26 protein-coding genes are annotated in these 22,995 nt (G+C 69.8%); 20 read left to right on the top strand and 6 right to left on the bottom strand.

Annotation, left to right across the window (positions count from 1 at the left end; genetic code table 11):
* Positions 1 to 112 precede the first annotated feature (112 nt).
* Positions 113 to 970 carry a phosphotransferase family protein gene (locus ASD90_RS09320; RefSeq protein WP_056755008.1) on the bottom strand — a complete coding sequence of 286 codons (858 nt, stop codon included), beginning with the start codon at positions 968 to 970 and terminating at the stop codon, positions 113 to 115.
* Positions 971 to 1,158: 188 nt separating this feature from the next.
* Between ASD90_RS09320 and ASD90_RS09325 the strand changes: the two genes are divergently transcribed.
* Positions 1,159 to 1,950, top strand: coding sequence for a CPBP family intramembrane glutamic endopeptidase (locus ASD90_RS09325; protein WP_056755011.1), 792 nt, complete (start codon positions 1,159 to 1,161; stop codon positions 1,948 to 1,950).
* Between the two features lie 179 nt (positions 1,951 to 2,129).
* On the opposite strand, the gene ASD90_RS23470 is transcribed toward ASD90_RS09325, so the two are convergent.
* Positions 2,130 to 2,633: a hypothetical protein gene (locus ASD90_RS23470; RefSeq protein ID WP_056755014.1), complete on the bottom strand. Its 504-nt coding sequence runs from the start codon at positions 2,631 to 2,633 to the stop codon at positions 2,130 to 2,132.
* 214 nt (positions 2,634 to 2,847) lie between these two features.
* Here ASD90_RS23470 and ASD90_RS09335 point away from each other — a divergent pair, with 214 nt between their 5' ends.
* Both ASD90_RS09335 and ASD90_RS09340 read left to right on the top strand, forming a co-directional pair.
* A complete protein-coding gene (locus ASD90_RS09335; RefSeq protein WP_056755016.1) occupies positions 2,848 to 3,993 on the top strand; it encodes a sensor histidine kinase in 1,146 nt (381 codons plus the stop codon).
* Positions 3,990 to 4,676 carry a response regulator transcription factor gene (locus tag ASD90_RS09340; protein WP_056755019.1) on the top strand — a complete coding sequence of 229 codons (687 nt, stop codon included), beginning with the start codon at positions 3,990 to 3,992 and terminating at the stop codon, positions 4,674 to 4,676. Before ASD90_RS09335 ends, ASD90_RS09340 begins: the two co-directional genes overlap by 4 nt.
* Before the next feature lie 368 nt (positions 4,677 to 5,044).
* Here ASD90_RS09340 and ASD90_RS09345 read toward each other — a convergent pair whose 3' ends face one another.
* Complete coding sequence (locus ASD90_RS09345) at positions 5,045 to 5,464, bottom strand: hypothetical protein (protein WP_056755023.1); 420 nt, start codon at positions 5,462 to 5,464, stop codon at positions 5,045 to 5,047.
* Positions 5,465 to 5,592: 128 nt separating this feature from the next.
* Between ASD90_RS09345 and ASD90_RS09350 the strand changes: the two genes are divergently transcribed.
* Positions 5,593 to 6,600, top strand: coding sequence for an NAD(P)-dependent alcohol dehydrogenase (locus tag ASD90_RS09350; RefSeq protein WP_056755025.1), 1,008 nt, complete (start codon positions 5,593 to 5,595; stop codon positions 6,598 to 6,600).
* A 40-nt stretch (positions 6,601 to 6,640) separates the two neighbouring features.
* Here the strand turns inward: ASD90_RS09350 and ASD90_RS09355 are convergent, their stop codons facing one another.
* On the bottom strand, positions 6,641 to 7,447 hold the full coding sequence (locus ASD90_RS09355; RefSeq protein WP_056755027.1) for a GTPase: 807 nt from the start codon (positions 7,445 to 7,447) through the stop codon (positions 6,641 to 6,643).
* A gap of 332 nt (positions 7,448 to 7,779) precedes the next feature.
* Here ASD90_RS09355 and ASD90_RS09360 point away from each other — a divergent pair, with 332 nt between their 5' ends.
* The 3 genes from ASD90_RS09360 to ASD90_RS09365 are packed head-to-tail and all read left to right on the top strand — an operon-like array spanning position 7,780 to position 10,854.
* A complete protein-coding gene (locus ASD90_RS09360) occupies positions 7,780 to 9,756 on the top strand; it encodes a GAF domain-containing protein (protein WP_056755030.1) in 1,977 nt (658 codons plus the stop codon).
* Positions 9,665 to 10,468, top strand: coding sequence for a response regulator (locus tag ASD90_RS24280; protein WP_235506514.1), 804 nt, complete (start codon positions 9,665 to 9,667; stop codon positions 10,466 to 10,468). The genes ASD90_RS09360 and ASD90_RS24280 overlap by 92 nt, the downstream gene beginning before the upstream one ends.
* Positions 10,465 to 10,854 carry a response regulator gene (locus tag ASD90_RS09365; RefSeq protein ID WP_056755033.1) on the top strand — a complete coding sequence of 130 codons (390 nt, stop codon included), beginning with the start codon at positions 10,465 to 10,467 and terminating at the stop codon, positions 10,852 to 10,854. Before ASD90_RS24280 ends, ASD90_RS09365 begins: the two co-directional genes overlap by 4 nt.
* Before the next feature lie 31 nt (positions 10,855 to 10,885).
* On the opposite strand, the gene ASD90_RS24285 is transcribed toward ASD90_RS09365, so the two are convergent.
* Positions 10,886 to 11,323 (bottom strand): ribonuclease H, encoded by a 438-nt coding sequence (locus ASD90_RS24285; RefSeq protein ID WP_056756306.1) that lies wholly within the window; start codon positions 11,321 to 11,323, stop codon positions 10,886 to 10,888.
* 364 nt (positions 11,324 to 11,687) lie between these two features.
* Between ASD90_RS24285 and ASD90_RS09375 the strand changes: the two genes are divergently transcribed.
* Entirely contained in the window at positions 11,688 to 11,933 is a 246-nt protein-coding gene (locus ASD90_RS09375) for a hypothetical protein (RefSeq protein ID WP_056755035.1), read from the top strand.
* 139 nt (positions 11,934 to 12,072) lie between these two features.
* A complete protein-coding gene (locus ASD90_RS09380; RefSeq protein ID WP_056755038.1) occupies positions 12,073 to 12,288 on the top strand; it encodes a hypothetical protein in 216 nt (71 codons plus the stop codon).
* Between the two features lie 98 nt (positions 12,289 to 12,386).
* Here ASD90_RS09380 and ASD90_RS09385 read toward each other — a convergent pair whose 3' ends face one another.
* Positions 12,387 to 13,235 carry an alpha/beta fold hydrolase gene (locus tag ASD90_RS09385; RefSeq protein WP_082588604.1) on the bottom strand — a complete coding sequence of 283 codons (849 nt, stop codon included), beginning with the start codon at positions 13,233 to 13,235 and terminating at the stop codon, positions 12,387 to 12,389.
* Between the two features lie 68 nt (positions 13,236 to 13,303).
* Here ASD90_RS09385 and ASD90_RS09390 point away from each other — a divergent pair, with 68 nt between their 5' ends.
* The 11 genes from ASD90_RS09390 (at position 13,304) to ASD90_RS09440 (ending at position 22,951) form a co-directional block, all read left to right on the top strand.
* Positions 13,304 to 13,909: a TetR/AcrR family transcriptional regulator gene (locus ASD90_RS09390; RefSeq protein ID WP_082588605.1), complete on the top strand. Its 606-nt coding sequence runs from the start codon at positions 13,304 to 13,306 to the stop codon at positions 13,907 to 13,909.
* Between the two features lie 71 nt (positions 13,910 to 13,980).
* Positions 13,981 to 14,712, top strand: coding sequence for a response regulator (locus ASD90_RS09395; RefSeq protein WP_369793597.1), 732 nt, complete (start codon positions 13,981 to 13,983; stop codon positions 14,710 to 14,712).
* A 98-nt stretch (positions 14,713 to 14,810) separates the two neighbouring features.
* Positions 14,811 to 15,710, top strand: a complete 900-nt coding sequence (locus tag ASD90_RS09400; RefSeq protein ID WP_056755044.1) for an NAD(P)-dependent oxidoreductase — start codon at positions 14,811 to 14,813, stop codon at positions 15,708 to 15,710.
* Positions 15,707 to 16,765, top strand: coding sequence for a zinc-dependent alcohol dehydrogenase family protein (locus ASD90_RS09405; protein WP_056755047.1), 1,059 nt, complete (start codon positions 15,707 to 15,709; stop codon positions 16,763 to 16,765). Before ASD90_RS09400 ends, ASD90_RS09405 begins: the two co-directional genes overlap by 4 nt.
* A gap of 4 nt (positions 16,766 to 16,769) precedes the next feature.
* Positions 16,770 to 17,492 carry a DUF72 domain-containing protein gene (locus tag ASD90_RS09410; protein WP_056755050.1) on the top strand — a complete coding sequence of 241 codons (723 nt, stop codon included), beginning with the start codon at positions 16,770 to 16,772 and terminating at the stop codon, positions 17,490 to 17,492.
* A gap of 174 nt (positions 17,493 to 17,666) precedes the next feature.
* Positions 17,667 to 18,590 carry a WD40 repeat domain-containing protein gene (locus tag ASD90_RS09415; protein WP_056755053.1) on the top strand — a complete coding sequence of 308 codons (924 nt, stop codon included), beginning with the start codon at positions 17,667 to 17,669 and terminating at the stop codon, positions 18,588 to 18,590.
* 371 nt (positions 18,591 to 18,961) lie between these two features.
* Positions 18,962 to 20,506, top strand: a complete 1,545-nt coding sequence (locus tag ASD90_RS09420; RefSeq protein WP_056755056.1) for an FAD-dependent monooxygenase — start codon at positions 18,962 to 18,964, stop codon at positions 20,504 to 20,506.
* Between the two features lie 321 nt (positions 20,507 to 20,827).
* Entirely contained in the window at positions 20,828 to 21,328 is a 501-nt protein-coding gene (locus tag ASD90_RS09425; RefSeq protein ID WP_082588663.1) for a pyridoxamine 5'-phosphate oxidase family protein, read from the top strand.
* A 42-nt stretch (positions 21,329 to 21,370) separates the two neighbouring features.
* Entirely contained in the window at positions 21,371 to 21,652 is a 282-nt protein-coding gene (locus ASD90_RS09430; RefSeq protein ID WP_056755061.1) for an ASCH domain-containing protein, read from the top strand.
* A 176-nt stretch (positions 21,653 to 21,828) separates the two neighbouring features.
* The gene (locus ASD90_RS23780; RefSeq protein WP_162260191.1) at positions 21,829 to 22,158 is read left to right on the top strand and encodes a hypothetical protein; all 330 of its coding nucleotides are present in this window, start codon (positions 21,829 to 21,831) and stop codon (positions 22,156 to 22,158) included.
* Between the two features lie 49 nt (positions 22,159 to 22,207).
* On the top strand, positions 22,208 to 22,951 hold the full coding sequence (locus ASD90_RS09440; protein ID WP_082588606.1) for an NTP transferase domain-containing protein: 744 nt from the start codon (positions 22,208 to 22,210) through the stop codon (positions 22,949 to 22,951).
* Positions 22,952 to 22,995 lie beyond the last annotated feature (44 nt).

The following is a 22,995-nucleotide window of genomic DNA, read 5'->3' on the forward strand; positions in this document are numbered from 1 at the left end:
CTTCACTCATAGTATTCGAGGACGGGGATGCTGCGTCAAGCGTGTATCGAGACGGGAGGAGGCCCGTCGTTAATCCGGTGTCGGCCAGGCGATCGCCGGCTGGCAGGAGTGCCTACGGAGCGGTGAGGGGCCCCAGGGCGGGCCACGGTGGGCCGTCGCGGAGGATGGCCAGGATGTCTCGCCCGTGTCGGGGCCCGTGCGGGAACTCGTCGCGGACGTCCCAGCGCCAGGCGGCGACCATCGCCAGGACCAGCCGTCGACACTCTGCGAGCAGGACGCGGTCGAGATCCGGATAGTGCGCGCTGACGTCGTCCGGCACGTGCGCGACGTCGAACTCGACGGGTCCACGGCAGCACGTCTCGAAGTCGATGAAGAGCGGGCCGTCCGTGGTGTGAAGGACGTTGCCCGGGTGCGGTTCGCCGTGCAGCAGCTGCTCGTCGGCGCCGCGGCTACGGATCCGTTCCCGGGCGTCCTGCAACGTGCTCAGGAGCAGGCGCCGGTCGGCCGCAGCGAGTGTGGGGGTCTGCTGCTGGTCGGCGACCAGCCGTTCAGCCTCGGCCACGCGGTCCAGGAAGTGCGGCGTCTCGATGTCGACGCCTCGAAGGCCGGCGTGCAGGCGGTGGAGCGCGTCAGCGTAGGTGGCTGCTGCATCCAGGCCAGGCACCACCGACTCGTAGAAGGTCCAGAACGTCACGGTGAAGCCGTCGCGTTCGTGGAGGCGCGGCTCGACCCCGGGTGCGAGTGCCGCGACGGGGCTGGCTGCGGCAGCGAGCTGTCGGGCGAGCTCGACCTCGAGCGCGGCGACCGCGTGCCCACCGACGGCGACCCGCGCGACGACGTCACACGGCAACAGACGGAGGGCGAGCTTGTTCGAGCTGTGGAGCACGACGACGTCGTCGACCGGCAGCCCCAGCGCTTGGGCCAGGCCTGTGGCCGCGGTCATCGCGCGGGAAACGAGCCCCACCTCCATACCGACGATTGTCACACTCGCTCGCGTACGGCAGCCGACCTCGGCCCACCCGCCCTGCACGTGGCGTCATGACGCGCGTCGGCCGTCGGACCCGCCGCTCAGGGTCGGCTCAGCGTGGACTTCAGGGTGATCCCGGATGTGGGACCTGGTCGCGGAAAGACATCCTGTGGCAAGCCAAGGAGGTCAGCATGTCCCAGTCGTACGCGCCGGCGGTCGCCCCGAGCCGGACACCCGCCACGGGGGCGGAGCCGCGCCAGTACAGCCCGCGGGGAATCCTGGGGGTGTGGGCTGCCGCAGCTCTGCCGATGGCAGGGCTGTCCTGGCTGGTGGCCCCGGCACTGGCGGGGCGGCTGGACGGCGCGAACGCCTGGCCGCGGGCTCTGCTGGCGTGCCTGACCGTTGGCCTCATCTGGCAGGGCGTGCTGGTGCTGGTGCTGGTGCGACGCGAGACCGGGACGCTCCGGTGGCACGCGCTTGCCGACGCGCTCTGGCTGCACCGTCCCCGAAGCCCGCGCACCGGTCGCGTCGGTGGTCGGGTGTGGTGGATCCTGCTCCCGGCGGTGCTCGTCGTCGGTCTCGGGCAGCTCCTTCCTTCGGTGCCTGCCCCTGCTGACCGGGATCTGGGCGCGTTCATGCGGTCGACGAACGGACACGACTTCCTGTCCGGGAACTGGCCCTGGTTCGCGGTGATCGTGGTCATGGCCGTGTTCAACACGGTGCTCGGCGAGGAGCTGCTGTTCCGCGGGTTGCTGCTGCCCCGGATGCGTGGCGTCTTCGGGCGGGCCGACTGGCTGGCGAACGGGGTCCTCTTCGCGCTGTACCACCTGCACATGCCGTGGGCGATCCCGAAGGCCCTGCTGGACACGCTGGCGCTGGCCTACCCCACCCGCCGCTACCGCAGCGTCTGGCTCGGAATCATCGTGCACAGCCTCCAGTCGGTCCTGATCGTCGGCGGATCCCTGGCACTCGTGCTGAAGTGACCAGCCGGTGCCGACGAGACCTCCGGAGGATGCCGTCCGACCGGCGTAGGTGAAAGCCCATCGTTCAAGGGAGTTGCCGTGTCGAACCTCGTCGTGCACTTCGAGATCCATGCGACTGAGCCGCAGGCGCTCATCGACTTCTACGGGCAGTTGCTCGGGTGGACGTTCACGCCGCCGTGTCAGGGGAGCGTGACACCGCCCGTGAAGTGCAAGATCTCGCGGACCTGGCGCGGCTCGCGACCGGAGTCCGGCCCTTGGCACTGGCCGGCGACTCGGTCGCCGGAGATGTGGCGCAGCGCCCCGAACTCCCCTGAGCCCTCGGCGCCGACGTAGGCGCCGGTGCCCGATATGACGGTCCAGCGGCCGGCGACGTCGACACTCGCCTTGCAGGTGGTGAAGTCGATCCCGAGCAGGACCTCGCTGGTGATCGTGGCCCTCATCGTGACCTTCCCGGAGCGGAAGTCCAGCGTCACGACGGCGGTGTCCTGCACGATCGGCTCCGCTGTCATCCAGCCCACTCCGGTGATCGGGCCGTGGGCGACGGCGAGTGACGGGCCCTCCACGTTCGAGTTGTAGTGCACGGTCACCCTCTCTGTCCCGTCCGCCGCCTGCGCGGGAGCGGCCGTGCCCGTGAGGGCGACGGAGAGTGCCGTGATGCCGAGTCCTGCCAGCGTCTTGTTCATGATGTCCCCAACCCTTCGTCAGACGTGTCTTGGTGGCTCCCTCAGGGAGACCCTCCCCAACGATCGGGCCGCGGGCGGTCGCGCCGAATCGGCCCACGGGTGTGGGGTGCCGCACCCGGGGTTGAACCTCGCGGCACGAGCCGCAGCCCCAGGGTTGATCGGCCTCCACCCTGAAGTTGATGCGCGACGCGCGAACTGGCGGGACGATGGGCAGGTGGAGCTCCGAACGAGGCCGAACGGGCTGGACATCGCGATCGCCGCGGCGCTCTTGATCTTCGCCGCAGCCGAGGTCGCCATGATCCCGGAGATCCGCACTCGCGGGCTGGCCATCGCCGCAGAGCTCCTCATGGCCGCAGTCCTCGTCTGGCGCCGTGTCCATCCGATGGCCGTATGCGTCGCGCTCGGGATCCTCGGCATCATCGAGGCCGCCGCAGGAGTGCCCCTTCAGGCCCCCATGGTCCCGCTCATGTCCATGGTGGCGGCCCTCTACGCAGCGGTGTCCTACGGCAGTTTCAGAGTGGCCATCGCTGCGACTGCGACGATCTTCGCCTCGCTTGCGGTCCAGACCTGGATGGTCGGCGCCTCCCCCGGCAACCTCCTCTTCGGTGCCGTCTTCTGCAGCGTGGCCCTCGCGTTCGGCTGGACGGTCCGGCACCGCACGGAGGAGGCAGCCCGCCTGCGAGGTGCGGCCGTGCGGCTCGAGGCCGAGCGTGCCCAGGCCCAGCGCGATGCGGCCGCGCAGGAACGGACGCGCATCGCCCACGAGCTGCACGACGTCATCTCCCACTCGGTGAGTGTCATGGTCGTCCAGGCCGCCGCTGCCGAACGCGTTCTGCAGGCGAGTCCCGATCGGGCGCGTGAGTCGATCACGGCCATCCAGACCGTCGGACGCCAGGCACTGACCGAACTGGCCGGACTCCTCGGAGTGCTTCGGGACGGAGACACCACGGTTGGCCTGGTCCCCCAGCCCGGGGTGGCCGACCTGGGATCGCTGGCCGCGAACGTCGATCGGGCTGGCGTGCAGGTCGACCTCGACGTCGACGCCGCCGGACGCGAGCTGCCGCCCGGTGTCCAGCTCACCCTCTATCGCCTCGCGCAGGAGGCACTGACCAACGTTCGCAAACACTCCTGCGCGACGCGGGCATCCGTCACAGTCAAGGTCGACCACGGCGCCGTCGTGGCCGCCGTGGAGGACCCGGGCCCTCGCCGCACCGACGGACTTTCGCATCACGGAGGAGGCAACGGCCTCAACGGAATTCGTGAGCGGGTCCAGGTCTACGGCGGGGAGACGACCGCTTCCAGGACCGCGGCCGGCGGCTACCGTGTCGAAGCCCGTATCCCCGTCAGCTCCGTGCGATGACCCCTGCGCCGGGCCCAGCCAGCCCCATTCGGGTCGTCGTCGCCGACGACCAGTCCCTCGTGCGCGCCGGCCTCCGGCTCATCCTCGAAAGCGAGCCGGGAATAGCCGTCGTCGGTGAGGCCGAAGATGGGGACGAGGCGGTCTCCTCCTGCCTGGAGACGGACCCGGACGTGGTCCTCATGGACATCAGGATGCCTGGGCTCGACGGGATCGGGGCGACCCGCCGGCTCTACGACACCGGGGCACGAGCCCGGGTCCTCGTGCTGACGACCTTCGATGCGGACGCCTACGTCTACGCGGCTCTCCGGGCCGGGGCATCCGGGTTCCTGCTCAAGACGGCTCCCCCCGACCGGCTGGTGGACGCCATCCGGCAGGTTCACGCCGGCGATTCGCTTCTGGCCCCGAGCATCACTCGCCGTCTCATCGAGGACTTCGTACACCGTCCCGCACCAGGTGAGGCGTCTCGGGCGATGCTGGCCGCCCTGACCGAGCGCGAGGTCGACGTGCTTCGACGAATCGCGTGCGGTCTGACCAACCAGCAGATCGCCGCCGACCTCTTCGTCAGCGAGGCGACCGTCAAAACCCACGTCAACCGGATTCGTTCCAAGCTCCGGGTCCGGGACCGCGCCCAGGCGGTCATCGCGGCCTACGAGTCCGGCCTCGTCCGACCCGGTGCCCACTGAAACGATCTGCTGAGCCTCGCAGCAAACCTGCAGTGCGCAGACATGTCCCGGTTTCGTCGATGTTGATGGAAATGCCCATGGGGCAACGACTCCGGTAGTGCCATTGAGGCACGTACGACGCCACCCGGACTGGGTGAAGCCGTCTCGCGATCCACACCACATCCGTTACCGCGCGGGGGGACATGGATGGGTTGCATTTCGCCATGACGCACGACGGGCGCGGAGCCTCGTGAGCGTCCCGCGCGAGAGTCCCCTCTGACCGCCCGGCTTCCGGACGGCACCGTCACCCACGCCTGCAGTCGCTGCGGCGCTGACACCCAACGGCCCGGCCGGCCAACGACCGGGCGTTCGGCATCGCGTCTGCCTGCTCACCGGTCGAGGCGCATGCGCTGACGCGGGGGCAGTGATCGGATCGCGTCGACGAGCGCCGGGTCTGGCAGCTGGGACACATCGGCGATGCCTCGTGGTGGCGCGTCCCGCTCCGCCGCGCGGCGATCGAGCCTGCGCCGTCGTAGGGTCCGGCCGAGCTCACGTCGTGCCTTGCGAAGTACAACGCGACGCACCCACAGGTCGGGGTGGTCGAACTGCGACACCCTCGGCCATTGCCGGTACAGCTCCGCGAACGCCTCCTGAGCGATCTCCTGCGCGACCTCGTGGTCGGAGACCACGAACCACAGGCTGAGGACGAGCCTGCCGTACGACGCCTCGAACACCGCGCGGAACTCCTCATCGGTTCCGCGAAGAGGTGACTGAACGCCGAAGGCAGGCAGGCGCGCCACGTTGCTCATGATCGTCGGCTGCGGGCCGCTAAAGACCGAAATAGCACCTCCCGCTATTCACTGCCGCGGGATCGGCGGAACCTTTACCTGACCCCACGCGGGGCGTTTCGGGGTCCGTCCCGGCGTAGTCTGCGGGCATGAAGGCCGCGGTCAGCGTGCGGTACGGGCCACCCGAGGTCGTGCGCGTCGTGGACGACGAGCCCGCTCCCACGGTCGAGGACGACGACGTCCTCGTGCGGGTGCACGCGACGACCGTCAACCGGACGGACTGCGGATATCGGGGCGCGTCACCGTTCTTCATCCGCGGCATCTCCGGGCTGCGTCGACCCCGGGTCCGCGTGTGGGGGACGGAGTACGCCGGAGTCGTCGAGCGGGTTGGCCGCGAGGTCACCCGGTTCGTGCCGGGTGACCGCGTCTTCGGGTATGCGGAGGGGCGCTTCGGCGCGCACGCCGAGGTCGTGGCGGTGTCGGTGACCTCGATGATCGCGCCAGTTCCTGACGGGGTCGACCTGCCGAGCGCCGCCGCGGCGACCGAGGGCGGCCACTACGCGCTGTCGGCGATCCGACGTGCCGGCATCGAGCCCGGGCAGCGGGTGCTGGTGCACGGCGCGACCGGCGCGATCGGGTCGGCGGCGGTCCAGCTGCTCGTCGACCTCGGAGTGCACGTGGTCGCGACGGCGCCGACCGCGTACGTCGACCTGGTCACAGGGCTCGGAGCCGAAGAGGTCCTCGACCACCAGAAGGAGGACTTCACCCGTACGGGGCTGGAGATGGATGCCGTCCTCGACCTCGTCGGGAAGAGCACGTTCGGGGCCTGCCGGCGGATCCTGCGACCGGGTGGCGTCTACGTGTCCTCCGACCTCGGGCCGTACGCGCAGAACGTCGCGCTCCCCCTCGTGACCAGGCTCGGGCGCGGTCGCCGGGTCGTCTTCCCGTTCCCGATGGAGACGCCCGAGGTGATCGACTACCTCCGGGTGCGGCTCGAGAGCGGGGCGTTCCGGCCCGTCCTGGACCGCACGTATCCGCTGGCGCGGATCGTCGAGGCCTACCGCTACGTCGAGAGCGGCCAGAAGGTCGGCAACGTCGTCATCCAGCTCGCGGAGGCTGACGGCCACGAGGCGTCATCCGCGCCCGGCAGGGCGTGAACCGCGCGCCCGGTAGGACGTGAGCCGGTCACGTATGCCTTCAGGCGTGGCCGCTCAGCTGGCCCAGGCGGTCGGCGAGGGCGTCGACCATGGCGCCGGCGCGCTTCTCGGGGAGGGCTGACTTGCGGTCGCCGCCCTGGCTGGAGACCGGGAGCACGTCGATCGACAGCTTCGCGCCGCCGGCGAGGGCGCGCAGGGCGTCGACCTTGTCGCCGAAGGGCGTGCCGCTGCCGGGCGAGTAGTAGCGGACGGCCTCGTCGACGTCGTCGGGGTAGAGGTCGGTCTTCGTCACGGCGATGATGAGCCAGATCGGCTTGTGGCGGCGTACGGCCAGCGAGGCGATGCGGTGCGAGGTGATGGTCCAGTCCTCGAGCTCGGCGGCCAGCTGCTCCTCGCGGGTCGCGGTGGCGACTCCGCTCGTGCCTCCGGCGCGCCGCGGGGTCGCGTGGCCGTTGGCGACGACGTGGATGAGCCCGTCGACGGGCTCATCGTGGAAGACCTCGTCGAGAGCCGCGAGGCGGGTGGCCGCGTTGTCGCCCGGCACGACGAGGAAGCGGAAGCCGTGCAGCTTGGCGCCCTTGCGGGTCCGGCGCTCCATGACCGCGGAGCCGACCGCGGCGACGGCCTCGTCGGTGGAGCGGCGGGTCAGCCGGTCGACGAGCTGGCTCTTGCCGACGCCGGTCATGCCGGTCACGGCGACCATCGGGTAGCGGTCGCGCAGGAGCCGGCTCAGACGCTCGGGAGCCGAGGCGAGGGCGGTCAGCACACCGGTGGCGACGGTCGCACCCAACGCGGTGCGGCTCGACGTCGGCAGGATCGTCCTGATCCGGGATGAAGTCTGAGACACGGTGCCTCCTCGGCGTGCTGGTCTGGGGCCAGTTGACCCTAGAGCCTACGTTCCGTACCCATGCCGGTGGTGTGCCCACCGGTGGGCAACGAACAACACCCCGTCCTGGCGAGAGGACAGGGTGTTGCGTCTCCGACTCTAGCGGGGTGTCCGCTGAGCGAGGACGGCGAGGGCAACCTCCTCTGCGTCGACTCCGCTTCCCGGAGCGCTGAGCCGCCACGCCTGAGCCGACGCCGACTCCGCGAGGTTGCGACTTTCTCGACCGCGCGCCGTCCGACGGGAGGAAACTGCAGGTTGGAGCGCATCGAGGCACCAAGGATGGGAAGCCGCGCATGGTCAGGTCCGAAGAGGCCCCGGAGGACAGCATCGCCGTGATGTCGCGGCAGGCGCTCGTGGGGCGTCTCGCGCAGGTCAAGGAGCAGTTCCGGGCCACGAGCGACATCCTCAAGGTGTTGACGAGCTCGTCGGGCGACCCCGACAAGGTCTTCGACGCGGTCGTCGAGAACGCCCGGACGCTGCTCAACGCGGCCGTCGCGCAGATCTACCTCGTCAAGGGCGCGACGTACGTCATCGCGCGCCAGAGCGGCATGTCGGAGGAACACCGCCGACTCCTCGAGCAACACCCCATCAAGCGCGACCGCGGCACCCTCGTCGGCCGTGTGACCATCGACCGCCAGATCCACCACATCACCGACGCCGTCGCCGACCCGGACTACAACCGGTCCGACCTCCAACGGATGGCCGGCTTCCGGTCGATGATCGGCGCGCCGCTCATCGTGGGAGACGAGGTGGTGGGCGCGCTCAACGTGATGCGCAACCGGGTGGCTCCCTTCGACGACGTCGACGAACGCGTGCTCGCGACGTTCGCCGAACAGGCGGCGCTCGCGCTACGCCACGTCGACCTGTTCGCTGCGCTCGAGAGCAGGTCCGCCGCGCTCGAGAGCAGGTCGGCCGAGCTGGCACGAAAGGTCGAGCAGCTGGAGGGTCTCGCCGACGTCGGTGCCGCGATCAGCTCGACGCTCGTGCCGGACGAGATGCTCGCCACGATCGTGTCGCACGCCGTCGAGCTGTCCGGCACCGACGGCGGTTCGCTGATGGAGTACGACGAGGCGACCGGGCTCTTCCGGGTGCGCACCGTGTATGGCACGAGCGACGACACGGTCGCCGCCCTTCGGGCCGCGGAGATCCACATCGACCGGACGTGGGTCGGCAAGGCGGCTCGGACCCGCCGGGTCCTGCAGATTCCCGACCTGGACGAGGCCCGGCTCGACGACCACCTGGGCGTCCTGCACGCGGCCGGCTGGAAGTCGCTCGTCGCCGTCCCGCTCGCCAGCCCTGACCGGGTCGTCGGCGTCCTGGTCGTCCGGCGAAAGAGGACCGGTTCCTTCAGTGGTGAGACGTGCGACCTTCTCGACACGTTCGCCAGCCAGTCGGCGGTGGCACTGACGAACGCCCGCCTCTACCAGCAGCTCGAGCTGCAGAGCGCCGACCTGGCCGAGGCGAGCAGGCACAAGTCCGAGTTCCTCGCGAGCATGTCGCACGAGCTGCGCACCCCGCTCAACGCCGTGATCGGCTTCTCCGAGGTGCTCCTCGAGCGGATGTTCGGTGACCTCAACGAGCGGCAGGAGGACTACCTCAAGGACATCCATGCGGCCGGCCGCCACCTGCTCGCGCTGCTCGGCGACATCCTCGACCTGTCGAAGATCGAGGCGGGGCGGATGGAGCTCGACCTCACCACGTTCCTGGTGGACGACGTCATCGGCCAGGCCCTCTCGCTGGTGCGCGAGCGGGCGGCACTGCACGGCATCGAGCTCACGCTCGAAGCCCAGGAGAGCCTCGGGCTCGTCACCGCCGACGAGCTGCGCCTCAAGCAGGTGCTGCTCAACCTGCTCAGCAACGCCGTCAAGTTCACGCCGGACGGGGGCACCGTCGAGGTGCACGCGCGGCGCGACGCAGGCGACCTCGTCGTGACGGTCACCGACACGGGCATCGGCATCGCGCCCGCGGACCAGGAGCGCATCTTCGACTCGTTCCAGCAGGGTGAGCGGTCGGCGTCGTCGAGCGAGGGCACGGGGCTACGGTGGCGCGATGTGGGTGCGGAGCGTGCTGGGGGAAGGCAGCACGTTCGGCCTCAGGATCCCTCAGGCGGCGGTGACCGCGAAGGCGCGAGACGAGCAGTGGCCGGCCGACGACCTGTCGAGCGCCGGACCGACCGTCGTGGTCATCGAGGACGACCCGAGGTCGGCCGAGCTCGTCGCGCTGCACCTTCGGGCCGCCGGACTGAACCCGGTGACCGTCGGCACCGGTGAGGCGGGCCTCGAGGCCGTCGGCAGTTTGTCGCCGGCTGCGGTCGTGCTCGACATCCACCTGCCCGGAATGACGGGATGGGACGTGCTGGAGACCCTGAAGGCGGACCCCTCCACGGCGTCCGTACCCGTCGTGGTCGTCAGTGTCGAACCCGAGCGTGGCCGCGGATTCGCCCTGGGCGCAACGGAGTACCTCGTCAAGCCGGTCGCCGGGGAGCACCTGCTCGCAGCCGTGAGCCGGGCACTGCAACACACGCGGGCACCCGTCCCCGGGGGGACCCTTCCCGAAGGTCGTAGCGTCGTCGTCGTCGACGACGACCCGCTCGCACTCAAGCTCGTGCGAAGCACGCTGGAGCCGCTCGGCTGGACGGTGCACACGTGCTCCCGCGGCCTCGACGCCGCGGACCTGGTCCGCGCGGTGAACCCGTCGGTCGTCATCATGGACCTGCTCATGCCGGAGGTGGACGGGTTCGCGGTCATCGACGAGCTGCGGGCCGGCGACACAGACAGCGGTCCACCCATCGTCGTCCTCACAGCGAAGTCGCTGACGTCAGAGGACCTGGGCCGCCTCGAGGGCCGGATCGCCTTCGTCGCGGAGAAGGCAGGGCTCGACCTGGCGAGCCTGGCACGGCGGCTGGCCCAGGTCGCCGCTGCCGGCGAGGCCGAGACCGCGAGCGGGACCAGCCACGAGACCGGCGACGGAGGGGCGCCATGAGCGACCAGCCACTGGTCCTCCTCGTGGAGGACAATCCTCACAACCTCAAGCTCGCCCGAGACGTCCTCGAGTTCGCCGGCTTCACGGTGGCCATCGCCGACTGCGGTGAGGAGGGCGTGGCCCTCGCCGCCTCCACGCTCCCTGACCTCATCCTCATGGACATCCAGCTGCCCGGGATCGACGGGTATGCCGCGCTGGAGCAGATCCGGGGTAACCGCGCCACGACCCACATCCCCGTCATCGCCCTGACGGCCTTCGCGATGGACGGCGACCGCGATCGGGTGCTGTCGTTCGGATTCGACGGGTACATGGAGAAGCCGATCAGCGTGCGCGACTTCCCGACCGAGGTGCGCCGTCATCTCCACGAGGCTGAGCGGCGGCCCTGATCCCGGCCGCAGGCTCCTGGGCCCGACCGCCTCAGGAGCCCGCGAGGCTGGCGGCGACGGCGAGCTCGTCGACGAGGTCGTTCATCTCGTGACCGGAGTGTCCCTTCACCCACTGGAAGGCGACGTCCTCGCGCTGCCTGACCGCGTGGACGAGTGGCTCCCACAGGTCACGGTTGGCGACCGGCTTCTTCTGCGAGTTGGTCCAGCCGCGCTCCAGCCACCCGGCCCACCACTGGTCGCGGAAGCAGTTGACGACATACGTCGAGTCACTCACCACGACCAGCGGGCCCGTGAGGGCAGTGACGGCTTCGAGGGCGGCACGGACCTCCATGCGCTGGTTCGTGCTCGGTCTCTCGGACCCTGACGCGAAACGCTCCCGGTCGATCGCCCACGCCCAGCCACCGGGTCCGGGGTTCCCTGAGCAGGCGCCGTCCGTGTAGACGAAGGTCGCCCCGTCCGGGATTGTCATGGGCGCCTTGGGAGTTCGAGGCTTGCCGGCCTTGCCGCGGGTGGGTGCCGCCGACGTCCGCGTCGGCGTCAAGCCAGGGAGGGCCAGCTCCGTGCCGCAGTCCGCGTGCGCCCACGCGGTGGCGTCACGGCCGGCGCTGACGATCTCATCCCCTGGTCCGATGGGCGCCTGGCAGAGGGCACAGCGCCCCGGGTACTTGGCCAGCACGGCTCTCCTCGTGGCTCGGTCGACGTGAGGCGCGGACGGCATGCACCGGCGCCACCGATCTTCAGTTGCGAGCCTACTGACGCTGGCAGACGGCGACGCACCGCCGTCGTCCCGAGGTCCTCGCGGGGGCGGCAGGACGAATGGGCGCCGTGCGACGATGAGCCATGGCGAGTGCGTCCAGCCCGTCGGGGCGATCCCCCAGATGACGTACGTCTGGGGCGGGGTCGGCGTGATGCTCGTGCTCGGCCTCGGGCTGATCGTGTGGGGTTCGATGTCGGGGCCGGGACGGTCGGGCGGCGACGTGTCGGCGCGGCGGTCCCGGCAGATGCAGGTCGGCGCGGTGCTGGTCGCGGTCTCGCTGGGCGCGTTGGTGATCGCCTACCTCACGGCGGACTGGCCCTAGGTCGCGAGCCCCGCCGGAGTCGGTGCCCTCAGGGATGACCCGCCCGGAAGAAAGTCGTCCGTGCTGCATCCGGACGCATCCCTCGCGCGGAAGTGATGTTGATGGGTGACTCGCACCCACCAACAGAAAGGGATGTCTCATGAAGCGCATTCTCGCCACGGGGTCCATCGCCGTTCTCGCCATGGTCGGCTTCGCCGGCAGCGCCAACGCAGCACCGTCCGACTCGGCGTGCTTCGGCCAGGTGCACAAGGTCGTGAACAGCGGCGGGGTCCCCGGCGTGGACAACGTGGGGCAGCTCGTTCGGGCCGTCGGCGGGGGCCAGGCCAAGAACGCAGTCGCGGAGTCTCTCTGCTGAGGCCGGCTCCTCACCACGTGAAGCGAAGCGGCGGCTCGGCTCCTGACCCCCTCGGACCCGAGCCGCCGCTTCGCGTGCCCTGATCGGGCGGCCTGCGATCACGCGAGCCGGTCCCAGAATCGGCGGATGTGGGAGGCCAGCGCCTCAGGCTGCTCGAGCGGAACCAAGGTGCGGGCCCGCTCAACCGTCACCGCCGTGGCGCAGGGTGCCACGGCTGCAGAACCCTTCGCATCCTGCGGGCTCCAGTCGCCGCGGTCGTCGGACGCCACGAAGAGGCTCGGGACCGTGAGGTCTGCGAGCTCAGCAGTGACATCGACCCGGTTGAGGATGAAGGACCGGACGGCGAGGGCCATGCTGCGGCGGGTGGGCCGCGCCAAGGACTCCTCCACCATCCGACGCAGGGGTGCGCGGCCTCGGGAGGCGTCGGTGAGCATGGCCGTGAGGATCGCTGTGCGCACCGGCCCCACGGGACCCGCTGTCCGAAGGATCGGGAGCAGGAGCGTGATCTGCCGACGCAGTGGGGCGTCGACCGGTTGGGCCGGTGAGCTGACGGCCACGAGACTGCGGAGCAACGCGGGTCGCGCGGCGAGCTTGAACCCGACGTGCCCGCCGAAGGCGTTGCCGACCCAGTCGACCGGGCCGTCGACGCCGAGCCCGGCGAGCAGGTCGGTGGCCGCGTCTGCGGCACCGCCGATGTCGCTGGCTTCACGCAGGGGCTCGCTGAGGCCCAGTCCGGGCGGGTCGACGAGCGCGTACCGGCGGCCCTGAGGCAGTAGCGGCAGCACCGGGTCCCAGGTGTGGCTGTCGACGAACATCGACGACCACAGGACGGTCGTGAGGCCGTCACCGACGAGACGGACGTGAAGCCGGCCGAGCCGGGTGGGCACGAGGGCGGTGCTCTCGGCGAGCGTTTGGTCCCTGCCGGAGGCGGAGGTGTGGTGGTCCATCGAGTGCTCCTCGGATGAGTTGATCTTAGTGAGACTGACATGAATATATTGAGGTTAGCATTGATCGCATGAAAGATGGGGCGGCACGGGCCTACCGGATGACGGCCCGTGCAGAAGCGGCCGAGCGGACCGGCCAGCGGATCATCGACACGATGCTCGGCCTCTACGCCGACGTCCCGTACGACCGCATCCGGCTCGAGGACGTCGCCGCGAAGGCCGACGTCACGGTGCAGACGGTGATCCGGCGCTTCGGCACGAAGCACGGTCTCCTGGCCGCCACGGTCGAGCGCGAGCTCTCCCGGCTCGCCGCCGACCGCGAGGCCGCCGTGGGGGAGAGTCCCGAGGGCACGCTGCACTCGCTGGTCCGCTACTACGAGGACCACGGCGCGCTGATCCTCAAGCTCTACGCCGAGGCGGGCCAGGCGCCCGGTGTGCCGGAGCTCGCCGCCCGCAGCCGCAGCTACCACGTGAGCTGGTGTCGAGAGGCCTTCGCCGAGCGCCTCGACGGCATTGACGACACAGCGACTCGAAGGCGCCGGCTGGCCCAGGTCGTCGCCGTCTGCGACGCCACCACGTGGCGGATCCTCCGGTTCGACGGCGGGCTCTCCGCCCGGCAGACCGAGGAGGCGCTCCGCGAGATGCTGCTCCCCCTTCTCCCACCAGTCGGGGCGTGACCGGCGAACGCGCAGTCGCCGGCGAGTTGTGCTCGGCGCTCGCCGGGCTGACGCGCTTCGACGAGCTGGACCTGGTGGCCAAGCCGGCACGGGTCGTGCGCGAGGATGGGACGGTGACCTCGGCCGCGGATCGCATCCGCGTTCTCATCGTTGACGACCACGGCCTCTACCGCCGGGGGCTGCAGACCGTGCTCGCCGTCGAGGACGACATCGAGGTCGTGGCGCAGGCCGCCGACGGGGTCGAGGCGGTGCACCAGGCCGAGGAGTTCCTGCCCGACGTCATCGTCATGGACGTCGGTATGCCGAAACGCGGAGGGATCGAGGCGTGCCGGATCATCAAGCAGCGCGTCCCCTCGGTGCTGATCCTGATGCTCACCGGCTCCGATGATGACGCCGACCTCTTCGAGGCGATTCGGGCCGGCGCGGACGGCTACCTCCTGAAAAGCGTGATCGAGGACATCGGGGCCGGCATTCGGGGCGTGGCCAACGGGGAGTCCCAGCTCTCACCCGCAATGGCCACCAAGCTGCTCCTCGAGTTCAAGCAGATCAGCACGGCCCCACCGGCCCAGCCATCTTCACCTGAGCCCGAGATGCGGCCGAGCCTGACGCCCCGGGAGGTCGACGTCCTCCAGCGCGTCGCGCAGGGGCGGCTCAACCGCGAGATCGCCGTCGATCTGGGCATCTCGGAGTTCACCGTCTGCAGCCACATCCGCAACATCCTCGACAAGCTGCAGATGCACTCGCGGATGGAGGCGGCCATGTATGCCGTGCGCCAGCGGCTCATCGAGCCCGGCGCCGACTGACCAGCTGCTCCCGACCGCTCCCCAGCTGTCCTGCAGCCCGGATGGCCAGCGTCCGTGCGCTCTCGAGGTGTCCGGGGGATCGGTGGTTGGATCGAGGCATGCGCATCTTCTTCACGGGCGGCAGCGGCAAGGCCGGCAAGCACGTCGCGACGTTCCTCGCCGAGCTGGGTCACCAGGTCACGAACGCCGACCTCGTCCCGCTGCGGCATCCGGGCGTCGCGGATCTGAAGGTCGACCTGACGGACGCGGGCGAGACGTACTCGGCGCTCGCGGGTCTGGCGCGCTTCGACGAGCTGGACCTGCCGGCCAAGCCGGCCTACGACGCCGTCGTGCACTTCGCCGCCGTCCCGGCGATCCTGCTCATGTCGGAGGCGAAGACGTACGCGACGAACGTGCTCAGCACATACAACGTGCTCGAGGCCGCGACCCGGCTCGGCGTGCGCAAGGTGATCTTCGCGTCGTCGGAGACGACGTACGGCGTGTGCTTCGCCCAGGGCGAGCGGCGGCCGCTCTACGTGCCGGTCGACGAGGAGCACCCGACGGTGCCGGAGGACTCCTACGCGATGTCCAAGGTGGCCAACGAGGTGACGGCGCGCTCGTTCCAGGCCCGCACCGGCTTCGACATCTACGGCCTGCGCATCAACAACGTCATCGAGCCGCACGAGTACGCCGAGATGTTCCCGCCGTTCCTGCAGGACCCGGCGCTCCGGCGGCGCAACATCTTCGCCTACATCGACACCCGCGACCTCGGCCAGATGGTGGAGCGCTGCCTCGAGACCGACGGGCTGGGCTACGAGGTCTTCAACGTCGCCAACGCCGACATGTCCGTCGCCGCCACGACCGACGAGGTGCGTGAGCGCTTCTACGACGGGGTGGAGCTGCGGCGGCCGATGGGGCGCAACGAGACCTTCTACTCCATCGACAAGGCCCGCGACCTGGTCGGCTACTCGCCGCAGCACTCGTGGCGCGACGTCCTGACGGACCCGCACGCGTCGTGAAGGCTGTCGTCTACGACGACTACGGGCGTATGCCGGAGCTGCGGGACGTGCCCGAGCCGTCGTGTCCGGCTCGCGGGGTCGTCGTCGCTGTGAAGGCGACGGGCGTATGCCGTTCGGACTGGCACGCGTGGAAGGGGCACGACCCCGTGTCGTTGCCGCACATCCCCGGCCACGAGCTGGCCGGTGTCGTGGCTTCGGTGGGGTCTGGCGTGCGCGACTGGGTCGTCGGCGACCGGGTGACGGTGCCGTTCGTGTGCGGGTGTGGCCGGTGCTCCTGGTGCCTGACGGGTGAGGCGCAGGTGTGTCCGGACCAGACGCAGCCCGGCTTCACGGGGCCGGGGTCGTTCGCCGAGCTCGTGGCGATCCACGGCGCGGACACGAACCTCGTGCGGCTGTCGGACTCGGTCGACTTCGTGACGGCGGCGTCGCTGGGGTGCCGGTTCGCGACGGCGTTCCGGGCTCTGACGACGCACGGCCGGCTTGGTGCCGGTGAGTGGCTGGCGGTGCATGGGTGCGGCGGGGTCGGGCTGTCGGCGGTGATGATCGGTGTGGCGCTCGGTGCGCAGGTGGTCGCCGTTGACGTGAATCCCGCTGCGCTGGAACGAGCTTCGTCGCTGGGTGCTTCGGTGGTCGTCGATGCTCGGACTGTTGAGGACGTGGCTGCCGCGATCCAGGAGGTCACGGATGGCGGCGCGCACGTCTCCATCGACGCGTTCGGCTCGCCCGAGCTGGCGGTGGCGTCGGTGCGCAGCTTGCGCCGCCGCGGCCGGCACGTCCAGGCAGGACTGCTGCTCGGGCCCAACTCGACCCCGCCGCTCCCGATGGACCTCGTCATCTCCCAAGAGCTGGAGATCTACGGCTCCCACGGCATGCCCGCCCGCGACTACCCGGCAATGCTCAGCCTGATCGAGGACGGCACCCTGCGCCCAGCCGACCTCGTCGGCCACGTCATCGGCCTCGACGGAGCCGGTGCGGCCCTGGCCTCCGTGGATCGGGCGTCAGCCGCCGGGATGACGGTCGTGAGTCTTGACGACAGCCGCCCCGGGGAGGGGTAGGGCTGTGGACGTTCGGGTCGGCCTGTGCGGGTGGACGGTCTCGCAGGCGGCGTATGTGCGGCGCTTCCCCGTCGTCGAGGTCCAGAACACGTTCTACGACCCGCCCGCGGACGCCGTCCTGACGCGCTGGCGGACCCAGGTGCCGACCGACTTCGAGTTCACGATGAAGGCGTGGCAGATCGTCACCCATGAGTCCAACAGCCCGACCTACCGCCGGTTGAAACAGCCTCTGCCGGACAGCGCCCATGGCCAGGTGGGAGGGTTTCGGACGACGCCTGAGGTCCTTGCGGGGTGGGAGCGGACTCTGGAGTGCGCCCGCGTCCTGCGGGCCAGCGCCGTGCTTCTCCAGTGCCCGAAAAGCTTCCGCCCGACGACCGAGAACGTCCAGCGGATGCGAAGCTTCGTGTCGCAGGTGGAGCGGCCGGACGGTCGGCTGCTGTGGGAGCCCCGCGGTGAGTGGCCCGCGCAGCTGCTCGAGGAGCTCTGTGCCGAGCTGGACCTCGTGCACGTCGTGGACCCCATGCAGACCGAGACGGTGACACCGGAGCAGACCTACTACCGCCTGCACGGCACCACGGGCTCGCGGCACGTCCACACGGACGACGAGCTCTGTCGGCTGCGAGACCTGGTCGACGGCCGCCCGACGCCGTACGTGATGTTCAACAACCTGCCCCGCACAGGCGACGCAGAGCGTTTCCTCTCCCTGCTCTCCGGCGAAGGACGGTGAGCAGGCGGTGAAGGCGGATTCGCCGATTCGCGGCGGAAGGACACTGCCGCTTCGCGGCGAAAGGACGCAGGTGGCTCACACCGGCGCGGGGAGCGGGATCAGATCGTGGCGTCAGACAGTCTGGACCAGCGTGCCGGGCCAGAGGATGCTTGTTGCGGGAGCAAGGAGGCCGTCATGACTCGATCTGCCACCAGAGCAGCTGCAGCCTTGGCCATCGCCGGGTTAGCCGCTTTCACCGTCGCCGCGCCTGGTGCCCGGGCCGACCACCGCGAGTTCACCATTACCTTGCCGGGTGCCACCTCGGCCGAGGGCATCGCGAGTGGCGCGGGGTCCACCTTCTATGCCGGCGACCTCTTCTCTGGCGACATCTATCGGGGTGATGTTCAGCAGGGCACCGCTGAGAAGTTCATCGACAACCCTCCGGGCCGCAACGCGCTGGGGCTCCGGGTCGATCTGGCAGACCGACTGCTCTTCGTCGCCGGTGGCTTCGACGGCCGAGGCTATGTCTACGACCTGGACACGGGTGCCACTCTCGCGAGCTACCAGTTCTCTACGGGACCCTCGGTGATCAACGACGTCGCCCTTACCCCCACCGGCGCCTGGTTCACCAATTCGCTGCAGCCCGTGCTCTACTTCGTACCGATCCGTGACGGCCGGGCCGGGCCGTTCGCCACGCTGCAGCTCAGCGGACCTGCTGCTGAGGTGACCGCCGGATTCAACAACAACGGGATCCAGGCGACTGCCGACGGGTCCACCCTGCTCGTGGCGCACACCAACCAAGGTGCCATCAACGCCGTCGACCCCGCATCCGGGGCCAGTCGGGCGGTAGAAGGCGTCAGCGTGCCGAACGTGGACGGCATACTCCTCGAGGGCCGCAGCTTGTATGCCGTGCAGAACTTCTCCAACCAGATCACTGAGGTGCAGCTCAGCGGCGACCTTGCATCCGGGACGGTCAGCAAGGTCGTCACGAGCAGCAGTTTTGAGGTGCCGACCACCGTCGCCCGATTCGGCGACCGCCTCGCGACGGTCAACGCCAAGTTTGATACCGGGTTCCCACCGACGGCGAGCAGCTACGAGGTCGTGGTGGTCGACCGCTGAGCTCTCGTCGCTAAGGCTCACCTGGGCGAACGCCGACGAAGTGGGTACCCCCAGCACGTTCGAGCATGGAATCGGCCGCGACCCCGCTTCGTCGTCGCCCTCAATGCCCGGCGGCAGCCACGCCGGCTGAGCCGAACACTCGGGCCTCGAGCCACGCGCCGTGGTGGAGAGCGAGACCCTCGACTTGCGAGTTGGGGACATCATCGACAGGGACCGTCCAGCGATCGGCGCCAGCTCCTCGGGATGCATCGAGGGACACGCGGGCGGTATGACGCGGCCACGACCATCCCTTTGACGAGCGGGTGGGGGGCACTTCTGGATGTCCTTCAGTCCCGATCCGCGCTGACGCGTCTCGGTGTTACGTTGCTCGGGTGGGCGAGTCCCTGGAAGTGCCGGTGCTGGTCGTTGGCGGGGGCCCCGTTGGCCTCTTGATGGCGGTGGGTCTGCGCCACTTCGGTGTCGACTCTCTGGTGGTTGAGAAGCACGCGTCGACGTTGGACTTCCCCAAGGGCCGCCGGGTGACCACCCGCACGGTGGAGATCTTGCGCCAGTGGGGTCTGGACGAGCAGGTAAGGACCAGGTCGCTTCCTGCGGCGGCGAGCCTGTTCAGCTTCGAGGGTCACACCTTGCTCGGGGATGACTACGAGCGCCGGGCCCTGCCCTTCACGCAGTTCAAGCCCACGAGCCCCACCCGCGAGCTGATCTGCTCCCAGGAGCACTTGGAGCCGGTGCTGCGGGCACGGGCGATCGGCGACGCTGACGTGCGTTTCTCGGCCGAGCTCGTCGACTTCTCCCAGGACGACCACGGCGTCGTTGCCAGCATCGACATGGCCGGTCAACGTGTGTCGGTGCACGCCTCCTACCTGGTGGCCGCCGACGGGTCGCACGGTCACACCCGCGACAGGCTCGGGATCAGCCGGAGCGGTCCAGGCGTCCTGGGGCACCGGCTCAGCGTCCTCTTCGGCGCAGACCTCGGCGACAGGATGGCGTCACGCGCGAGCGCCGTCTACTGGCTGCGGGCGGGCCCGGCGCCGGCGGGATCCCTGTTCGTCGCGGTCGACAACAAGGATCGGTGGCTGATGTCCGTTCCGTACGACCCGGACGTCCAAGCGAGGGAGTCGATGACGGAGAGTCGTTGTCTGGAGCTGGTCCGTGCTGGCCTCGGGGACGGCAGCGTGGACGTGAGCTACCTCGGACACCGGTTCTGGGACCCCACGGCGCTGGTTGCCGATCGCTACCGGGCCGGGCGGGTGTTCCTGGCCGGAGACGCCGCGCACCTGACCACCCCCGAAGGCGGGCTCGGCATGAACTGTGGCATCGCCGACGTGCACAACCTGGCCTGGAAGCTAGCCGGGGTGATCGCCGGATGGGCTGCCCCTGCCCTGCTCGACACCTACGAACCCGAACGGCGCCCACACGCAGTAGCCTGCGCCGAGGCAAGCCTGGGCCCGGCGCGGCCGCCGAACCCGGTCGACGGTCTGGTGCTGGGACACGCCTTCGCGTCCGCCGCGATCATCGACGACGGCACGCCGGCGCCGACGCCTCGGAACCCAGTCGGTGAGTACATCCCGATGGCCAGGCCAGGACATCGCGCCCCGCACCTCTGGCTCGGCACGAGCACGTCAACCCTGGACCTCTTCGGCAGTGACTTCGTCGCCCTGACCGACCCCGCCGGCAAGCCAGCACTCGACCACGCTGTCGAGCTCGCTCGAACCACAGGCGTTCCCCTCTCAGCCCACGCCGTCGAGGCCGCCGGCTGGCACGAGCTCTACGGGGTGGGAGCAGGCGGCGTCGTTCTGGTTCGTCCAGACGGTTACGTGGCATGGCGGACCAGCACGCCACCTCAGACACCACACCTGCTCGCAGCGGCGGTGCGAACGGGCGCCGGCCACGCCGCCAGCAGCACCGCAGGCTGACCTGCTGTTGCTGCGTCTCCTGGACGCGACGGCGGTCACCCCCGCACGTGAGCCAGTCGCAGGCTCCGCGAGCGCTAACCCGAGGCATAGCACGGTCTGGTGACAGCAGGCACTACGAATCAACGCACAACTCTTGGCACGACCCGTCAACAACGTCCGAGTGCAGCGCCCGCTTGCGGCGGAATGGGCTTCGCACCTTCAACGTCGAAGTTGGAGTCAGCACGGCCCTTGGGGTGCGCATCTGCCTCGGTGTCTTGATCTGACGACGGAGCGAAATTCGCTGACTGCTGCACGAGAGGCACGGATACTCGTGACATGTCTATGCCGCCACTGGAGCTGCCTGAGGCCGTCGTCGACCGTCTTCGGATTGCCACTGCGGTGCTCCGAGACATTCGCTATCTAACTCTGGCGACCGCCGACCCCAACGGTCGGCCGTGGGCATCGACCGTCTGGTTCGGCGCCTCCCTGCGCTCACCGTCGACGCAGCGGCTCGACGTAGAGCTCCTCTGGCTCTCGAGACCCGAGGCGCAGCATTCGACCAATCTCCTCGAGCGGCCCGAGGTGGCCATCAGCGTCTTCGACAGCAGGCAGCCCGCCGACACCGGGGTCGGACTCCAGCTTGCGGCCCGCGCCGAGCCGGTGCCAGCCGACGAGCTCGAAGCGGCACTGGCTGCCTTCTCAGCGGCATCGGTGGCAGCCGGCGGCAACGCTTGGACACTGCGCCAGGTGCAGGAGCCAGCCCCTCTGCGCGTCTACCGGGCTCACCTCGACCGCGCGTTGCTCCTCGTTGACGACTCCAGAGCCGAACTGCCCCTGAGCTGAACGGAGCAGAGCGCTGACGGTGCGACGTAGCGTGTCGATGTGATGTTCAGTCGCGAACTGCGAGACGCGGTCGCCCGCGGAGAGATCACCGTGACGATCCGCCGGTGGGACCGTCCGCAGGTCAAGGTCGGGGGCCGATACCGGACCGCGGGGGTCGTCATAGAGCTCGACTCCATGGAGGTTGTGCCCTTCTCCGCCGTGACGGACGAGGACGTGCGGGCCTCAGGCGAGTCCGACCTCGAGGCACTTCGTGACCGAGCCGCCCACTCGGGGCCGATCCACGACGACACCCTGGTCTATCGGATCGAGTTCCACGTCGTGTGACCGCGGCGGGTCGCCACCGCTCCGTGATGACGGGTATGGCTCTGCCGCAGGCGGCCACCCCTCCTCGCGTGCCCCGCCACGTTCTGGTCAGTGTGTTTCCGTGCGCACAGACATGGCGCCGTGGACGGCCCACATTGGGGGATCGGAAGTTCTCGTAGGACTGGAGGTGGACTCCGATGGCCACCACGTTTCGAAGCCAAAGCGCCTGTGGCACAGAGTCCTTCACCGCAGGCACCATGCCCGCAGTGGTGAGGCAGCATGGTCCGAGGCGATTCCGACGCCGTGCATCGATCGCACTGTTCGTCGCCGTGGCGGCTCTGGCAGTGCCGCACCAGGCCGCTGCGCTCGTGCCCATCCCACCCGCGCCGGTCAGGTTCCCGATCGCGGACATCGGGCACACCATCCTGACGCTCGCCGAGCAGTACGCGCAGGTGCCGCTCACCGACAAGCGCCGACTCCACAACGAGATGGTGCTGCTGATCAACACGGGCCACGTGGCGATCTGAGCCACTGCGCAGCAGCGATGAGGGGCACCTCGACGGGTAGGTTCCGGGTGTGACCGAGAGCGACACCGCACCTCACCCGGCTGCCGTGCATGGAAGGGCGGCCCACGTCCGCGGGCTGGTCCTCGCAGCCGGCGCCGGGAGACGCATGGGTGGGCCGAAGGCCCTCGTTCGCCGGCACCCGGACGAGCCGACGCTCGTCGAGCGCGCTGTCTCGCTGCTTCACGCAGGCGGCTGCTCCGGCATCACCGTCGTCGTCGGTGCCGCAGCCGAAGAAGTCACCGCCATCGTCACGGCGCTCGGACGTGACGTCGATGTCGTCACCTGCCCCGACTGGGACGAGGGGATGGGTGCCTCCCTCCGCGCCGGACTCACGGCCCTCACCCGCTCCACCCATGAGGGGGAGGGGTGCGTCGACGCCGTGCTCGTCACCCTCGTCGATCTCCCCGACCTGACGCCCGAGGTCGTCGCCCGCGTCCTCGACGCCCCCGGACACGTCGACAACGCGCACTCGCCGCACCCCGACCCGGACGAGCACGCCGTCGAGCTCCACCGGACGAGCGGCCCCACGATCCCCGAGCTCCGCGCCACACTGCGGCGGGCGGCATACCAAAGCGTGCCGGGGCACCCGGCGCTCATCGGCCGCGACCACTGGGAGCAGGTCATCGCTTCGGCGACCGGAGACCACGGCGCCCGCCACTACTTCCGCACCACCCCGCACGAGCTCGTCGAGTGCGGCGACCTCGCGACCGGCCACGACGTCGACACCCGCGAAGAGCTCGACTCGTCCCGCTAGACGCACTTCCGCTTCCCCCAGCCCGGCCGATGAGTGATGCTCAG

Origin of the sequence: Terrabacter sp. Root181, assembly GCF_001428505.1 — a bacterium.
Taxonomy (GTDB): Bacteria; Actinomycetota; Actinomycetes; order Actinomycetales; family Dermatophilaceae; genus Terrabacter.